This is a genomic window from Pseudomonas haemolytica (genome assembly GCF_009659625.1).
GTDB lineage: Bacteria > Pseudomonadota > Gammaproteobacteria > Pseudomonadales > Pseudomonadaceae > Aquipseudomonas > Aquipseudomonas haemolytica.
In genome coordinates, this window is record NZ_VOIW01000010.1 from 78579 (window position 1) to 93425 (window position 14847).

Below are 14847 nucleotides of genomic sequence, written 5' to 3' on the forward strand. Positions count from 1 at the left end.
TCTTTTGCTCATTCAGGCCGTTTGTTCTTCCTTGCCCAAACACGCCGCAGCCGTAAACAGCACATCGGTGGACGAATTGAGCGCGGTTTCCGCCGAATCCTGCAGCACGCCGATGATGAAACCGACGGCCACTACCTGCATGGCGATTTCACTTGGAATGCCAAACAGGCTGCACGCCAGCGGGATCAGCAGCAGCGAACCACCCGCCACCCCCGACGCACCACAGGCACACACCGCTGCGACCACGCTGAGCAGCACGGCGGTAGGCAGGTCCACGGCGATCCCGAGGGTGTGCACGGCCGCCAGGGTCAGCACGGTGATGGTGATTGCGGCACCGGCCATGTTGATCGTGGCACCGAGTGGGATCGACACCGAGTAGGTGTCTTCATGCAAGCCCAGGCGCTTGCTCAGCGCCAGGTTGACCGGAATGTTCGCCGCCGAACTGCGGGTGAAAAACGCGGTGATACCGCTTTCACGCAGGCACATCAGCACCAGCGGGTACGGGTTGCGGCGCAGTTTCCAGAACACGATGGCTGGGTTGATTACCAGCGCCACGAACAGCATGCAGCCGATCAGTACTACCAGCAGATGGGCATAGCCGAGCAGGGCGCCGAAGCCCGAGGTGGCCAGGGTCGAGGCCACCAGGCCGAAGATACCCAGCGGGGCGAAGCGGATCACCACGCGTACGATCAGAGTCACGCCGTTGGACAGGTCGTCCAATACCGTCCGCGTGGTTTCGCCGGCATGGCGAATGGCGATGCCCATGCCGATGGCCCATGCCAGGATGCCGATGAAGTTGGCGTTCATCAGCGCGCTGACCGGGTTATCCACCACGCTGAGCAGCAGGCTTTGCAACACTTCGCCGATGCCGCCGGGAGCGCTCACTGCGGCGTCATGGGTGGCCAGTACCAGGGAGGAGGGGAACAACGTACTGGCAACCACTGCCACCACGGCAGCAGCAAAGGTGCCGAGCAGGTACAGGAACAGGATTGGACGGATATGGGTTTCCTGACCATGTTTATGGTTGGCAATCGAGGCCATTACCAGCACAAACACCAGGATCGGCGCGACGGCCTTCAGTGCCGTGACAAACACCTTGCCGATAAAACCGGTAGCGCGGGCGGCCTCGGGGAACAGCAAGGCCAGCACGATACCGGCGATCAGGCCGATGACAATTTGGGTGACCAGGCTGACGCGCATTAAACGTTGCAACAGGGAAGGGGCAGCAGTCATAAACAGTTGTCTCTAGTTTTTTTAGTAGGACACAGCATTGCAGGCAGGAAGTACTGTAGGAAGTAGGTGCGAAGTCTAACATGCTGTAGGACACGTCCCGTTCACTGCGGCATTCCGTCACCCGCGCCTGTCGAGCTTGGCCAAACACGGACATATCCTGTTAAGGTTCACCCCTCTCATCTTTCCTCTCCGTCAGCGGGCCCTTCGGGCTGTCGTTGATGTCGTCGTTTCTGGAGTTTCCATGTTGTTCCCTATCCTGCTGCTGTCGGCTGCCGGTTTTACCGTGCTGACCACAGAATTCGTCATCGTTGGCCTGTTGCCGTCGATCGCCCGGGACCTGAATGTCAGTGTGTCCCAGGCCGGGCTGTTGGTGACGCTGTTCGCGTTTACCGTGGCGGCGTTCGGCCCTTTCCTGACCGCGTACTGCGCGCGGTTCCAGCGCAAGCGCCTGTTCATAAGCATTCTGATCATGTTCGCGGCGGCCAATACCGTGGCAGCATTGGCGCCCAATATCTGGGTGATGTCCCTGGCCCGCTTGATCCCCGCGCTGGGGTTGCCAGTGTTCTGGGCCTTGGCCAGCGAAACGGCGGTGGACATTGTCGGCCCGGAATTCGCCGGGCGTGCAATTGAAAAAATCGGCTTCGGCATCGTCTGCGCCACAGTGTTCGGCATTCCAGTGGGCACGCTGATTTCCGACCTGTTCGGCTGGCGCACCGCGTTTGCCGTGCTCGCGGTGATTGCCCTGGCCAAGGCGTTGCTGCTGTTTATCTATTTACCGGTCACCCAGGCGAAGAACGAGCAGGTCACCCTACGCTCACAGTTCAAGATCCTGCGCAGCCCGTTGATGCAGGGGCATATCCTCTTGTCGATCCTGGTGTTCAGCGGCATGTTCACTGCCTATACCTACCTGGCGGACATCCTTGAACGCCTGGCCGGGTTCGACGGCACGCTGGTGGGCTGGTGCCTGATGGGCTTTGGCGCGGTCGGGCTGATCGGCAACTCCCTGGGCGGGCGCGCCGTGGATCGCCACCCGCTGATCGCCTCCATGGTGTTCTGCGCGTTCATGGTAGCGGGCATGGTGGCAGTGGTGCCGGCGATTCACTCGACCATCGGCCTGGCCGCGGCGATGGCGGTGTGGGGCGTGACCCAGGCGGCGATGTTCCTGGTCAGCCACGTGCGGCTGATGAAGGCGGCGCCCCATGCGCCGGCGTTTGCCGCATCGCTGAATATCGCCGGGGCCAACCTGGGCATCGGCCTGGGCGCGATGGTCGGCGGGCATGTCATCGACACGTTGGGGTTGGGCAGCCTGGGGTTTGCTGCCTCGGGATTTATCCTGGTGTCGATCCTGCTGGCACTGTGGCTGATGGCTGCCAAGCAGCCGGTGGCCTCCAGCGCCTGAGCGATCAGGGCAGGGCGGTAAACAGCTCCCGTCGTGCACCTTCGGTAATCGCCACGATACCGGGGTGTTTGACCTTGCGCTCCACCGAGATCGCATAAAACGACTCGGTCACCGCATCGGTCTGGCCGATCAGCGCGACGCCGTATTGGCGTACCACTTCGTCGGCGATCACGCTAGGGGCGATAAAGATCCCGCTGCCGGATTGGCCGAATGCCTGCATCAGCGCACTGTCGTCGAACTCACCGATGATCCGGGGCTGAATCTGCTGTTCGGCAAACCAGCGCTGCAAACGACTGCGCACCACCGTCTCCGCTCCAGGAATCAGTAGCGGCGCGCCCTGCAAACACTGTGGGAAATCACCACCATACTGGTCAGCCAAGGCCTGGGTGGCGAAAAAACTGATGCCGCATTCCCCCAACTTCTGGCTGTAGCCCTTGATGTCCAGATGCGTGGGCATGGGGCTGTCGGAAATCACCAGGTCCAGGCGCTGGATCGCCAGGTCGGCCAATAATCGCTCGAGTTTGTCTTCACGGCAGGTGATACGGATCGGTTCGCTCAGCTCCATGGTCGGTGCGATCAACCGATAGACAATGGACTTGGGCACCACATCCGCCACCCCGACCCGGAACGGAATCTGTTGCTCATCGGGCTGGGCGCGCAGCATCGCTTCCAGTTCATTGCCTGTCTGGAACATCTGCTCGGCGTAGGGCAGGGCCTGACGGCCGGCCTCCGTGAGTTCAAGCTGGCGTCCTACACGCTGAAACAAGGCAATGCCGAAGGTTTGCTCCAACAGGCTGATCTGCCCGCTGATGGTCTGGGGCGTAAGGTTCAACTGCTCGCATGCACGCACAATGCTGCCGGTCTTGGCCACCACCCAGAAGTAATGCAGTTGCCGATAATTGAGCATGACGGTCTACACTTCGTGAAAACCGAAGTATACGCGAGAAAAATACGAATTTTCCTGAACTGTTCGCGTGCATAGAATGCCTCGCTATCGAGGGGCCACTACTTGGACCCAATGGTTCTAACGAGGAATACAGCATGAAACTCAATTCCCTGGGCGCGGCGTCGTTGCTTGCGCTTTCATTGGTAATGATCAGTGGCTGTGATCAGGTCGAGAAAAGCGCGCAACAGGTGTTGGGCAAGGCCACCGAATCGGCCAAGCAGGCCATCGATGACACTCACAAGGCCGCTGAGCAGGCATTGAGCGAAGCAACGCAGGGCTTGATCAGCCCTGAGAAGCAGGAAAAAGACGCCGAAAACGGCGCTGAATCCGACACTAAAGAAACCTAATTCCCAGCACTACCACGTCAGGACTGACCTATGGATTACCTTTTACAACTGGCCGCCAGCCCCACAGCCTGGGTTGCCCTGGCTACCTTGATCGTCATGGAAATCGTGCTGGGCATCGATAACCTGATCTTTATCTCGATCCTCACCAACAAATTGCCCGAGAAGCACCGGGCCAAGGCGCGGCGCATCGGCATCAGCATGGCGTTGATCCTGCGCCTGGGCCTGTTGAGCACCATCGCGTTCATCGTGCAACTGACGGCGCCAGTGTTTGAAGTGTTCGGCCAGGCGTTTTCGTGGAAAGACATGATCCTGATCGCCGGTGGCCTGTTCCTGGTATGGAAGGCAACCACCGAGATCCATCACAGCATGGACCCGGAACCCGAAGAGAAGACAACCGTCAGCAACGGCGTGACCATCGGCTTTGCCGCGGCGATCGGCCAGATCCTGATGCTCGACCTGGTGTTCTCCATCGACAGCATCATCACCGCCGTGGGCATGACCGAGCATTTGCCGATCATGATCATCGCCGTGGTGGTCTCGGTAATCGTGATGCTGGTGGCGGCCGAACCGTTGGCCAAGTTCATCAACAACAACCCGACCGTGGTGATGCTGGCCCTGGGCTTCCTGATCATGATCGGCATGACGCTGATCGCCGAAGGCTTCGGTGCCCACGTGCCTAAAGGCTATGTGTATGCGGCCATGGCGTTCTCGGCAGCGATCGAGTGCTTGAACATTGCCCGGCGTAACCGGCATGCGCGTTTGCTCGCGGCTCGCCAGTAACCGCTGAACAAACAGGCCGGCTGTGCTCATAAGAGCCCAGCCGGCCTTTTGCTGTCTGCTAGAATCGGCCCACTTGATAGCTTGAGGTCCCCCATGAACGAGCCGATTCGCCTTACCCAGTACAGCCATGGTGCGGGTTGCGGCTGCAAGATTTCGCCCCAGGTACTGGAAGTGATTCTTGCTGGCAGCGGCGCACAGAACCTCGACCCCAACCTGTGGGTGGGCAACGCCTCGCGCGATGATGCGGCGGTATACGCCATCGACGACGAGCGCGGCGTGGTGTCCACCACCGACTTTTTCATGCCGATTGTCGACGATCCCTTCGACTTCGGCCGCATCGCCGCCACCAATGCCATCAGCGACATCTATGCCATGGGCGGCGACCCATTGATGGCCATCGCCATTCTCGGCTGGCCGGTCAATGTGCTGGCGCCGGAGATTGCCCGCGAAGTTATCCGCGGTGGTCGTGCAGTGTGCGACGCTGCCGGCATTCCGTTGGCGGGCGGGCATTCCATCGACGCACCGGAGCCGATATTCGGCTTGGCCGTGACCGGTATCGTGCAAAAGCGCCATATGAAACGTAACGACACGGCTACCGTCGGCTGCCGCCTGTACCTGACCAAGCCCCTGGGCATCGGCATCCTCACCACTGCTGAAAAGAAGGGCAAACTGCGCGAGGCCGATATCGGCCTGGCCCGTGACTGGATGTGTACCCTCAACAAGCCCGGAAGCCGTTTCGGTAAGTTGGCCGGGGTGACGGCCATGACCGACGTCACCGGTTTCGGCCTACTTGGCCACTTGGTGGAAATGGCCGACGGCAGTGGCCTGACGGCTCGCATCGAATACGCCAAAGTCCCACGCCTGCCGGGGGTCGAGTACTACCTGGACCAAGGCTGCGTGCCCGGTGGCACTTTGCGTAACTTCGACAGCTACGCCAGTAAGCTCGGGCGCGTGCAGGAGTTGCACAAACGTGTGCTGTGCGACCCACAGACCAGCGGTGGCCTGCTGATCGCTGTCACCCCGGAAGGCGACGCCGAGTTCCACGCGGTGGCCGCTGAACTGGGCCTGGCCCTTGAGCCTATCGGTGAACTGCTCGAGCGACAGACCAACGCGGTAGAGGTGGTTTGATGGCGACTGACATCACCGATTACCGCGACATCTTCCTCAACGACCGGCCGATGATGGATACCCGCGCGCCGGTCGAGTTCAACAAGGGCGCGTTCCCTGGGGTGCTCAACCTGCCGTTGATGACCGACGATGAACGCCAGCGGGTTGGCACTTGTTACAAGCAGCAGGGCCAGCAAGCGGCGATTATCCTTGGGCATCAGTTGGTCAGTGGCGCGATACTTGAGGAGCGGCTGGCGCGCTGGACCGCATTTGCTAAGGCCAACCCTCACGGTTACCTGTATTGCTTCCGGGGCGGCTTGCGCTCGCAGCTGGTGCAGCAGGTGCTGAAGGATGAGGCGGGTATCGATTACCCCCGGGTGAGTGGGGGTTATAAGGCCATGCGCACGTTTCTGCTGGAGACGGTGGATCAGGCTGTTGAGCAGTGCGACTTCGTCTTGTTGGGGGGGCTGACCGGCAGCGGCAAAACGGAAGTCATCAACCAGTTGAACAATGGCCTGGACCTGGAAGGCTACGCCAATCACCGGGGCTCCAGTTTTGGCAAACGCGCTACAGGCCAGCCGTCCACTATCGACTTTGAGAACCGCCTGGCGGTGGACGTTCTAAAAAAGCGTGCACAAGGCATCGAGCAGTTTTTGCTCGAAGATGAAAGCCGCATGATCGGTAGTTGCGCCTTGCCACTGAATTTACACCGGGGCATGCAGACGTATCCGATGGTGTGGCTGGAAGAAAGCCTGGAACACCGCGTGGAGCGGGTGTTGCGCGAATATGTAATTGAGCTGTGCGCAGAGTTCAATGCAGCATTTGGCGAGTCGGGCTTTGAGCTGTTTGCAGAGCGTCTGACCCAGAGTCTGGCCAACATCCACAAACGTTTGGGTGGGGAGCGCTTTCAGCGCTTGCACGCGCTGATGCAAGAGGCCTTGGCTGAGCAGGCCCGCAGTGGAAGCGTGGATTTGCATCGGGGTTGGATTGTCGGGCTGCGCGAATACTACGACCCGATGTACGCGTTCCAGCGTGAAAAGAAAGGCGCGCGTATCGAGTTTGCCGGCGAGCAGGCGGCGGTAGTGGAGTATTTGCGCGAGCGGGCAGCGCGGGTGGGGTGACCTATCGGGCCTCATCGCAGGCAAGCCAGCGATGAGGGCCTCAGCCTCACGCTACCACTAAAGAATCACTGCCCCGATCAACCCACACACCACCCCCACCAGCATGGTCAGCCCGGCCGCCGTCACCAGCACCCGCGCATCGAAATCCTTGCGCAGCATCAACAACGACGGCAGGCTCACGCTCGGCAGGGTCATCAGCAAGGCCACGGCCGGGCCGGTGCCCATGCCCAGGGTCATCATGGTTTGTACGATGGGAATCTCTGCCGCCGTAGGAATCACGAACAGCGTGCCGACAATCGCCAGCGGCACCAGCCAGACCAGGCTGTTGGTCATCGCTCCGTCCACATGGGGGAACAGCCACACCCGCGCCGCGCCGAGGATCAGCACCGCCAGGATATACACCGGGATGGTGCTCCAGAACAGCTGCCACAGGGTGCGCAGCCAGCGCCCCAGGAACGGTTGCGACTCCACGGTGCTGACGTTGGCGACGGCCTCCAGCGCCGCTTCCGGCACTTGGTCCGGGCGCGCAATCCGCTGCGCCACCAGAGACACCCCCACCACCAGCACAATCCCCGCCACCAGCCGTAGCGCAGTGAAGTCCCAGCCCAATACAAAGCCCATGAACACCAGGGTGGCCGGGTTCAACACCGGGTTGGCAATCCAGAACGCCAGCGCTGCGCCTACCGACACCTGTTGGCGCCGCATGCCTGCCGCCACAGGGGCTGCACAGCAACTGCACATCATCCCCGGCAAGGCGAACAACCCGCCGCGCAGGGTCGAGCCCAGCCCGGCGCGGCCAAACAGGCGCAGCAGCCAGTCGCGGGGGATCAGCACTTGCAGCAATGAACCCAGGATCACCGCCAGCACCGCGGCTTTCCAGATCGCCAGGAAATACACCTGGGCATAGGCCAGCGCCGCCGCGAGGGGCGAGCTTTGCTGGTCATTGAGAATCGAGGCGCCGATGCTGTGGCTGTCCGCCGCTACAAACGCCTTGAAGTAGTAGGGCGACCATTTCACATAGTAGAGGCCGATGCAGGCCACCAGGAGGAACAGCGCTGGTTTCCACCAGAACGACCAGCCCCGGCGGGGCTGGGTGGAAGCGAGGTTGGGCATGAAGATGATCCGCAGGTGAGTCGATAGCCGCGCATCATACGCCCCTGCGGCTCATGCTTCAGATATCTGCGCTGACCTGGGTTGGATCCGGGCAGCTTTCCTCGCCGTTATTGAGCCCCTGCTTATAGTTACGGCTGAGCAGCGAGGCCTTACCGTTGTGCCAGGTCAGTGTCAGCACGTACAGGGAGTCATAGTCATTGCCGGACCAGTCATCGGTGATGGTGTGCTTTTCGCCGGACGCTTCGCTGGCGACTTTGTTGATCAGTTCCGGCAAGTAACCATGGGACCAGGCCGTGTAGATCGTCGCGTTGCGGTACTTGTCCTCGACCAGTTCTTCGGCCAGGGCGCTGGTGTCATTCGCTGAAAACTCGATGTTCACCGGCAGGCCAAGCTTTATCGCGCTGGGGCTGATGGTTATCAATGGACGAATGTAGCTGTAGGAATTGTCCAGCTCACCCTCCTCGACATTACGTGTCGGGTTGGCGGCAAACACATAGTTGGCCTTGCCGAATTTTTCCGGCAACACGGTCGCCAGGTTCATGGCGCGGTTCAGGCCCTGGCAATTGAGTTGGCCCAGGCCGCCGGCCGGTTTTTCGCCATGGCGCAGGAATACCAGGGTTTGCACGCCGTCCACAGGTTGGGCACGGCTTTCACGGGCGTCGAGAACGGTGACGATGGCCGCGCTGACCAGCAGCAGCGGCAACATCATGTATGAATAGCGTTTGAATTGTTGCACAAGGCGCAGAGGCTTGATCTTCATTATAGGTTCGAGTCTTCGTGCGTCGGGTTAGGGCGGACAAGCCCGGCCCCAGTGACGCGTCAAGCGTCCTGCGGTATTCCCTGTCGGTATAGCAAGGTGCCTCCTTCACCCTTCGAGCGCTCTTAAGAGTGCTTTCGGGCGCTTTGGTTCGCCCATGCGGGATACTAACCGGGAAATGTTGCGCAACGATGACCCATGCACGCAGGCGGGCAGATGACTATCATGAGGGCTTTCCGCCCAGGGAGTTCTCGATGAACGCACTCGCCGCTTTCCCGATCAACAGCAAATGGCCCGCCCAGCACCCGGAACGCCTGCAACTGTACTCGTTGCCCACGCCCAACGGCGTCAAGGTGTCGATCATGCTCGAGGAACTGGGCCTGCCCTATGAGGCGCACAAGGTCAGTTTCGACACCCAGGACCAGTTGTCGCCCGAGTTCATGTCCTTGAACCCCAACAACAAGATCCCCGCGATCATCGACCCCAACGGCCCGAGCGGTCAGCCGCTGGCGTTGTTCGAGTCCGGCGCGATCCTGATCTACCTGGCGGAAAAGACCAGCCAGCTGCTCTCCGAAGACCCTGCCACCCGTTATGAAACCCTGCAGTGGCTGATGTTCCAGATGGCCGGGATCGGCCCGATGTTCGGCCAGGTAGGGTTCTTCAACAAATTCGCCGGCAAGGCTTATGAAGACAAGCGCCCGCGTGATCGCTACGTCGCCGAAGCCCGGCGCTTGCTGGAAGTCCTGGAAAAACGCCTGCTGGGCCGCACCTGGATCATGGGCGACGAGTACAGCATCGCTGACATCGCCACGTTCCCCTGGATTCGCAACCTGATTGGCTTCTACGAATCCGGCGACGTGGTGGGTATTACCGACTTCCCTAACGTACTGCGCGCGCTGGACGGCTTTGTTGCACGTCCGGCGGTGATCCGTGGCCTGAACATTCCGAGTTGAAGCATGCCGACTTTTGATTTCCAGCAATTGGACGTATTTAGCCGAGTCCCCCTTAAAGGCAACCCGCTGGCAGTGGTACTGGGTGCCGATAGTTTCACGGACCAGCAGATGGCGGACTTCGCCAATTGGACCAACCTCAGCGAAACCACGTTCTTGCTGACGCCCCGCGATCCGCGGGCCGATTACCGCGTAAGAATCTTCACCACTCTCAAGGAACTGCCATTCGCCGGGCATCCGACTTTGGGCAGTTGCCACGCCTGGCTGCAAGCCGGTGGCGTGCCGCACGGGGAGGAGATCATCCAGGAGTGCGAAATCGGCTTGGTGCGCATCCGTCGCCAAGGTAATGAACTGGCGTTTATCGCGCCGCCGTTGTTGCGCACCGGGCCGTTGGAGGCGCCGCTGCTCGAGCGCGTGCGCCTGGCACTGGGCCTGGCGCACGGGGCCATTGTGCGCAGTCAGTGGGTCGACAACGGTGCAGGTTGGCTGGCAGTGATGCTGGCTGATCGTGATGCGGTGTTGGGCCTGAGGCCGGACTATTCGCAGCTACAGGATCTCGCGGTGGGGGTGATTGCCCCTTGTGACCCGGCTCGCGACGCAGTAGATGCGCAATTTGAAGTGCGCGCCTTTGTCGCTGGCGACGGTGCCCCTGAAGACCCGGCCACCGGCAGCTTGAATGCTGGCGTGGCGCAATGGTTGCTCGCCGAGGGCCTGGCACCCAGCCGTTACGTCGTCAGCCAAGGCACGGCGATGGGGCGAGCGGGGCGTATTCACATCGAGCGCCAGGGTGACGAGATCTGGGTTGGTGGCGCCGTAGCGCTGTGCATCGAAGGGCGACTACAGCTCTAGATCAATGAATTGTTACGTGCCTGGCAATACACTATTGGCCCCTTGGCGTTTGTGTTGCCAGGACTTGGGGGCATAAGCTTTGGCCCCAAAGATTTCAGCCATTTTTTCAGGAAAGCCATGACCAGTCAGTTCCCCCAAGCCCGCCCCCGTCGCCTGCGCCGCTCCCCGGAGCTGCGTGGCTTGTTCCAGGAAAGCGAATTCACTCTCAACGATCTGGTGCTGCCGATTTTCGTCGAAGAAGAAATCGACGACTTCGTGCCGATCACCAGCATGCCGGGTGTGTTGCGCATCCCTGAGAAGAAACTGGCCGGTGAGATCGAGCGTTACGCCCGTGCGGGTATCAAGTCGGTGATGACCTTCGGTGTGTCCCACCACCTGGACGCCAGCGGCAGCGACACCTGGAAAGAACAGGGCCTGGTTTCGCGCATGTCCTCGATCATCAAGGACGCGGTGCCGGAAATGATCGTGATGTCCGACACCTGCTTTTGCGAATACACCGACCACGGCCACTGTGGCGTGATGCACGGTGCCCATGTCGACAACGACGCGACCCTGGTCAACCTCGGCAAACAAGCCGTAGCCGCCGCCCGCGCCGGGGCCGACGTGATTGCACCGTCGGCCGCCATGGACGGCCAGGTCCAGGCTATCCGCCGCGCCCTGGATGACGCTGGTTTCACCCATATCCCGATCATGGCCTACTCCACCAAATTCGCCTCGGCTCTCTACGGCCCATTCCGCGAAGCCGGCGGCAGCGCGCTCAAGGGCGACCGCAAAAGCTACCAGATGAACCCGATGAACCGCCGCGAAGCCGTGCGCGAATCACTGCTCGACGAACAGGAAGGCGCCGACGCGCTGATGGTCAAGCCAGCCGGCGCCTACCTCGACATCATCCGCGACATCCGCGAGGCTTCACGCCTGCCAGTGGCGGCGTATCAGGTGAGTGGTGAGTACGCGATGATCAAGTTCGGCGCACAGGCCGGGGCGATTGATGAGGACCGGGTGGTGCGTGAGACGTTGGGGTCGATCAAGCGGGCGGGGGCGGATTTGATTTTTACGTATTTTGCGATGGATTTGGCGTTGGCAGGAATTTAAGGGCATCGGTTAACCCTGTGGCGAGCGAGCTTGCTTGTCACGGGGGTATTCGGCTAAATCTCTACCGACTCAGCCCAACGTTGGCAGAAGTCATGCTGCTCTTGTATGTCGTTGGTGAGATCGTTTTCCTCATGAGCGAAGATATGTACGAGTTCTCCCTCTGGCTGCCCCATTGTCATCTCGTAAGCAACAAGTCCATTGGACATATGTGAAGACATACCTGACGTGTGGACGTTGATTTTCGCACCTTTGCACAGAAAAATTGTGTCTTTCAAGTCAGCTCTCAATAAGCCGAAGCAATCGTACAGGTCCATTGCTGTGTAGGTTTTTTGTGTCCCATTGCTAAGCAATAGATAAAGGGTGGGTTTGCCCCCTTCGTATTCGACCACCGCACTGTCACGTATACCGTTTTTGATGGTGGTGATTTCACGTGATTTCATGGGTATTTCCTATTAGGGTTCAATATCGTGTATCCCCTGAAGGTGCCGTCTTCATTGACTGGCGATGCTCCTAAAATATCCTTCGTATCTATTCGCCCTGGAATTGCAATTTCTAATTCATTTTTATGTTTTGAGCGTGCGCCCAACTCTTTGTTTACGTCCCTTCCAGGGATTTTTCTCAGCGTGTAAAGAAAGCCTTCTTCGAAACCATAATTTGAAGCAAATACCAATGCTTGTTTCCTTGAAGTCGAGGTGGGGACGAAATTGCTAGGAGGGCTGGCATTATTCAACGTGTGGAGGAAAAGGTCTGTGCTAGTTCCTCTACTTTCAAATCCATTTTCAAAGATTTCATCTGGTTCTCTCAAGTCTCCGCGATATAGATATTCTCGTTTGTTGTCTGGGCCAGGTAGCGGAGGAGCTCCCTCATCCACCTTTGCCTGTCTGTGAGAGGTTTCTGTATTTTGATACGGCTTACATTCATCTGCGCCTGGACATGTACTTAAGCCTAACGGATCCACCCACCCCGTAGGATTGGGCACGTACTGGTACCCGTTGATCCCACCCGCCAACTTCACCGGGTCCGGCGTCAGGTAACGACCAATATCCGGATTGTAGTAGCGATGGCGGTTGTAGTGCAGACCGCTTTCTTGGTCGAAATACTGCCCTTGGAAACGCAGCGGATTGTCGATTTTGCCTACGTCGAGACGCGCGATCTGGCCGTAGGCGCGGTAGTGCGCGGACCAGACGATTTCGCCTTCGGGAGTGGTGAGTTCTTGCGGTGTGCCGAGGTGGTCGAGTTGGTAGTGGTAGGGCTTGGTGTCCTTTGGGCCATAGCCTTCCAGCAGTGCCAATGGGCGGAAGCTGTTCGGCTCGTAGATGTAGCTGCGATGACAGTCCGCATGGTGTTCGGCAATCAGTTTGTCGCCTTGCCAGAAAAATTCCGTGGTTTTGTCATCTACGGTCTTGCTGATGCGCCGCCCAAACGGGTCATAGCGGTAACTGGCGGTTTCGCCGTTCGGCTTTGTGATGCTGATTAACCGATGCAGGCAGTCGTAGCGGTATTCAGTGACGAGTTGATGGCCCTTGCCGCGCCGTTCGCGGATCAGGTTGCCGAAGGCGTCGTAGTCATAGTGGTGGTCGCCTTGGATCACTAGGCGGTTAGCGGCGACGATGTCTGGGCCGGGGCGATCTTGCATGAGCAGGTTGCCCGCCGGGTTATGGCCGAAGCGTTCCTGCACGTCCTGCGAGTGATCGGCGCGGGTCAGGCGGGCGAGCGGGTCGTAACGGTAGTCGTGCTGGCCTTTACGGGTGTCGAGCAGGCGGGTGAGGTTGCCGGCTTTGTCGTAGTCGTATTGGCGCTGGTAAAGGTAGTTTTCCTGCTGTGTGACGGCGTGGGCGTGCAGTCGGTGCTGGTCGTCGTAGTGGTAGTGGCTGAGCAGTTGGCCTTGCTGGCGCTGGTGTTCGCGGCCGCTCTTGAATAGATGCGAGGTGAGCACTTCGCCGTTGAGCTCGACGGTGGCGAGGTGGCCGCCTTTGTCATGGTTGAAGGTGAGGCGGTTGTTATCCGGCAGGCGCAGGTTTTTCAGTTGGCCGCAGGCGTCGTAGCCGTAGCGCAAGGTGCCCCAGCCTTGGTGTTCGGCGGTGAGACGGTTTTGGCGGTCGTATTCGTAGGCCAGAGTCCAGTGGCCGTCCTCGACGCTGAGGAGATTGCCTTGGCGGTCGTAGGTGTAATCGACCACGCTGTTATCGGGCAGGGTTTTTCGTACAAGACGCCCGGCGTGGTCTCGCTCGTAGCGGGTGATTAGCTGGCTGCCGTCGTCGCCGTATTCGGTCTTTTCCTGCAGATTGCCGTTGAGGTCGTAAACGTAGGCGGTGCGTTGGCCGTCAAAGCCGTTTTCCTGTTGGATCAGGCCGTTGGGGTGGTAGTCGAGTTGGTAGGTTTCGCCGACTTCGTTTTCGATTTCGGTCAGCAGTAACCGAACGTTATCGTAGCGGTACTGGACCTGGGTGCCGTCGGCGTTGATGCGACGGCTGATCAGGTGCAGTCCGTCGGCGTATTCGTAGCGGGTGACGTGGCCGAGTTCATCGCGTTCGGCGATGATTTTGCCGTAGGGGTTGTAGCTGAATTCCCGGAAAGCGCCGCCTGGCAAGACGAGACGAATCAATCGACCGACGCTGTCCCATTGATACTGAGTCAGCGCGCCATGCTCATCCTCAAGGGCAACTTGCCGTCCCAGGTCGTCATAGCGATAGCGCTTAACCCCGCCATTGGGCAGTTGTTCTTCAACGAGCTGTCCACGCTCATTCCACACTAACCGATGACAACTGTGATCCGGGTACCAAACCCCGGTCAGTTGCCCATGTTTGTTGTAGCTGTAGTCGGTCGCGTTGCCATCCGGATCAATCTTGCGGATGACGTCGCCCCGGTCATTACGCTCATATTTCCAGACCGCCTCGCCACGCCGTACAACTCGTACAAAACCGTTGTCATGCTCGTAGGACGTCGGTTCATCATCCCCCGGAAACAACGCCACCAAGCGTCCAGCTTCGTCGTACTGATACGCCGTCACCGCCCCCAGTGGATCTTGCTCGACGGTCAGCCGGCCTTTGTCATCGTAGGATTTGAAATGCTGGGCGCCGGCGGGATCGATGCGCTGCACCAATCGCGCCCGGTCGTCATGGACATACACTTCCTGGCTACCATCGGCGTTAT

The 14847-nt window shown here is 59.6% G+C and carries 14 protein-coding genes; 8 read left to right on the top strand and 6 right to left on the bottom strand.

The features are described 5' to 3' along the window. Positions 1-12: 12 nt before the first annotated feature. On the bottom strand, positions 13-1233 hold the full coding sequence (gene sstT, locus FRT59_RS26165; RefSeq protein ID WP_153872768.1) for a serine/threonine transporter SstT: 1221 nt from the start codon (positions 1231-1233) through the stop codon (positions 13-15). A gap of 241 nt (positions 1234-1474) precedes the next feature. On the opposite strand from sstT, the gene FRT59_RS26170 reads away from it, so the two are divergent. Then, positions 1475-2632, top strand: coding sequence for an MFS transporter (locus FRT59_RS26170; RefSeq protein WP_153872769.1), 1158 nt, complete (start codon positions 1475-1477; stop codon positions 2630-2632). Positions 2633-2636: 4 nt separating this feature from the next. Here the strand turns inward: FRT59_RS26170 and nhaR are convergent, their stop codons facing one another. Continuing rightward, a complete protein-coding gene (gene nhaR / locus FRT59_RS26175) occupies positions 2637-3539 on the bottom strand; it encodes a transcriptional activator NhaR (protein ID WP_034119026.1) in 903 nt (300 codons plus the stop codon). A 134-nt stretch (positions 3540-3673) separates the two neighbouring features. Here nhaR and FRT59_RS26180 point away from each other — a divergent pair, with 134 nt between their 5' ends. The 4 genes from FRT59_RS26180 (at position 3674) to mnmH (ending at position 6933) form a co-directional block, all read left to right on the top strand. Next, positions 3674-3925 (top strand): hypothetical protein, encoded by a 252-nt coding sequence (locus FRT59_RS26180; RefSeq protein ID WP_034119027.1) that lies wholly within the window; start codon positions 3674-3676, stop codon positions 3923-3925. Between the two features lie 30 nt (positions 3926-3955). Continuing rightward, complete coding sequence (locus FRT59_RS26185; protein WP_153872770.1) at positions 3956-4705, top strand: TerC family protein; 750 nt, start codon at positions 3956-3958, stop codon at positions 4703-4705. 93 nt (positions 4706-4798) lie between these two features. After that, positions 4799-5833, top strand: a complete 1035-nt coding sequence (gene selD, locus FRT59_RS26190) for a selenide, water dikinase SelD (RefSeq protein ID WP_153872771.1) — start codon at positions 4799-4801, stop codon at positions 5831-5833. Next, a complete protein-coding gene (mnmH, locus tag FRT59_RS26195; RefSeq protein WP_153872772.1) occupies positions 5833-6933 on the top strand; it encodes a tRNA 2-selenouridine(34) synthase MnmH in 1101 nt (366 codons plus the stop codon). The genes selD and mnmH overlap by 1 nt, the downstream gene beginning before the upstream one ends. 57 nt (positions 6934-6990) lie before the next feature. On the opposite strand, the gene FRT59_RS26200 is transcribed toward mnmH, so the two are convergent. Both FRT59_RS26200 and FRT59_RS26205 read right to left on the bottom strand, forming a co-directional pair. Next, positions 6991-8046 carry a permease gene (locus FRT59_RS26200; RefSeq protein WP_153872773.1) on the bottom strand — a complete coding sequence of 352 codons (1056 nt, stop codon included), beginning with the start codon at positions 8044-8046 and terminating at the stop codon, positions 6991-6993. A 58-nt stretch (positions 8047-8104) separates the two neighbouring features. After that, positions 8105-8806 carry a hypothetical protein gene (locus FRT59_RS26205; protein WP_034119032.1) on the bottom strand — a complete coding sequence of 234 codons (702 nt, stop codon included), beginning with the start codon at positions 8804-8806 and terminating at the stop codon, positions 8105-8107. 251 nt (positions 8807-9057) lie between these two features. Here FRT59_RS26205 and FRT59_RS26210 point away from each other — a divergent pair, with 251 nt between their 5' ends. The 3 genes from FRT59_RS26210 (at position 9058) to hemB (ending at position 11694) form a co-directional block, all read left to right on the top strand. Further along, complete coding sequence (locus FRT59_RS26210) at positions 9058-9756, top strand: glutathione S-transferase N-terminal domain-containing protein (RefSeq protein WP_034119033.1); 699 nt, start codon at positions 9058-9060, stop codon at positions 9754-9756. A gap of 3 nt (positions 9757-9759) precedes the next feature. Beyond that, positions 9760-10602, top strand: coding sequence for a PhzF family phenazine biosynthesis protein (locus FRT59_RS26215; RefSeq protein WP_153838469.1), 843 nt, complete (start codon positions 9760-9762; stop codon positions 10600-10602). 117 nt (positions 10603-10719) lie between these two features. Next, on the top strand, positions 10720-11694 hold the full coding sequence (gene hemB / locus FRT59_RS26220; RefSeq protein ID WP_034119035.1) for a porphobilinogen synthase: 975 nt from the start codon (positions 10720-10722) through the stop codon (positions 11692-11694). 53 nt (positions 11695-11747) lie between these two features. Here the strand turns inward: hemB and FRT59_RS26225 are convergent, their stop codons facing one another. Beyond that, positions 11748-12134, bottom strand: a complete 387-nt coding sequence (locus tag FRT59_RS26225; protein ID WP_153838468.1) for a hypothetical protein — start codon at positions 12132-12134, stop codon at positions 11748-11750. Next, positions 12131-14847: RHS repeat-associated core domain-containing protein (locus tag FRT59_RS26230; RefSeq protein ID WP_198809878.1), on the bottom strand; the 2717-nt coding region annotated here is incomplete at its 5' end. The genes FRT59_RS26225 and FRT59_RS26230, both read right to left, overlap by 4 nt.

Coding starts and splice junctions, on each gene's coding strand:
- FRT59_RS26205 (WP_034119032.1), bottom strand. CDS start 8,806: ATGAAGATCAAGCCTCTGCGCCTTGTGCAACAATTCAAACGCTATTCA.
- selD (WP_153872771.1), top strand. CDS start 4,799: ATGAACGAGCCGATTCGCCTTACCCAGTACAGCCATGGTGCGGGTTGC.
- FRT59_RS26215 (WP_153838469.1), top strand. CDS start 9,760: ATGCCGACTTTTGATTTCCAGCAATTGGACGTATTTAGCCGAGTCCCC.
- FRT59_RS26210 (WP_034119033.1), top strand. CDS start 9,058: ATGAACGCACTCGCCGCTTTCCCGATCAACAGCAAATGGCCCGCCCAG.
- mnmH (WP_153872772.1), top strand. CDS start 5,833: ATGGCGACTGACATCACCGATTACCGCGACATCTTCCTCAACGACCGG.
- nhaR (WP_034119026.1), bottom strand. CDS start 3,539: ATGCTCAATTATCGGCAACTGCATTACTTCTGGGTGGTGGCCAAGACC.
- sstT (WP_153872768.1), bottom strand. CDS start 1,233: ATGACTGCTGCCCCTTCCCTGTTGCAACGTTTAATGCGCGTCAGCCTG.
- FRT59_RS26200 (WP_153872773.1), bottom strand. CDS start 8,046: ATGCCCAACCTCGCTTCCACCCAGCCCCGCCGGGGCTGGTCGTTCTGG.
- hemB (WP_034119035.1), top strand. CDS start 10,720: ATGACCAGTCAGTTCCCCCAAGCCCGCCCCCGTCGCCTGCGCCGCTCC.
- FRT59_RS26180 (WP_034119027.1), top strand. CDS start 3,674: ATGAAACTCAATTCCCTGGGCGCGGCGTCGTTGCTTGCGCTTTCATTG.
- FRT59_RS26185 (WP_153872770.1), top strand. CDS start 3,956: ATGGATTACCTTTTACAACTGGCCGCCAGCCCCACAGCCTGGGTTGCC.
- FRT59_RS26225 (WP_153838468.1), bottom strand. CDS start 12,134: ATGAAATCACGTGAAATCACCACCATCAAAAACGGTATACGTGACAGT.
- FRT59_RS26170 (WP_153872769.1), top strand. CDS start 1,475: ATGTTGTTCCCTATCCTGCTGCTGTCGGCTGCCGGTTTTACCGTGCTG.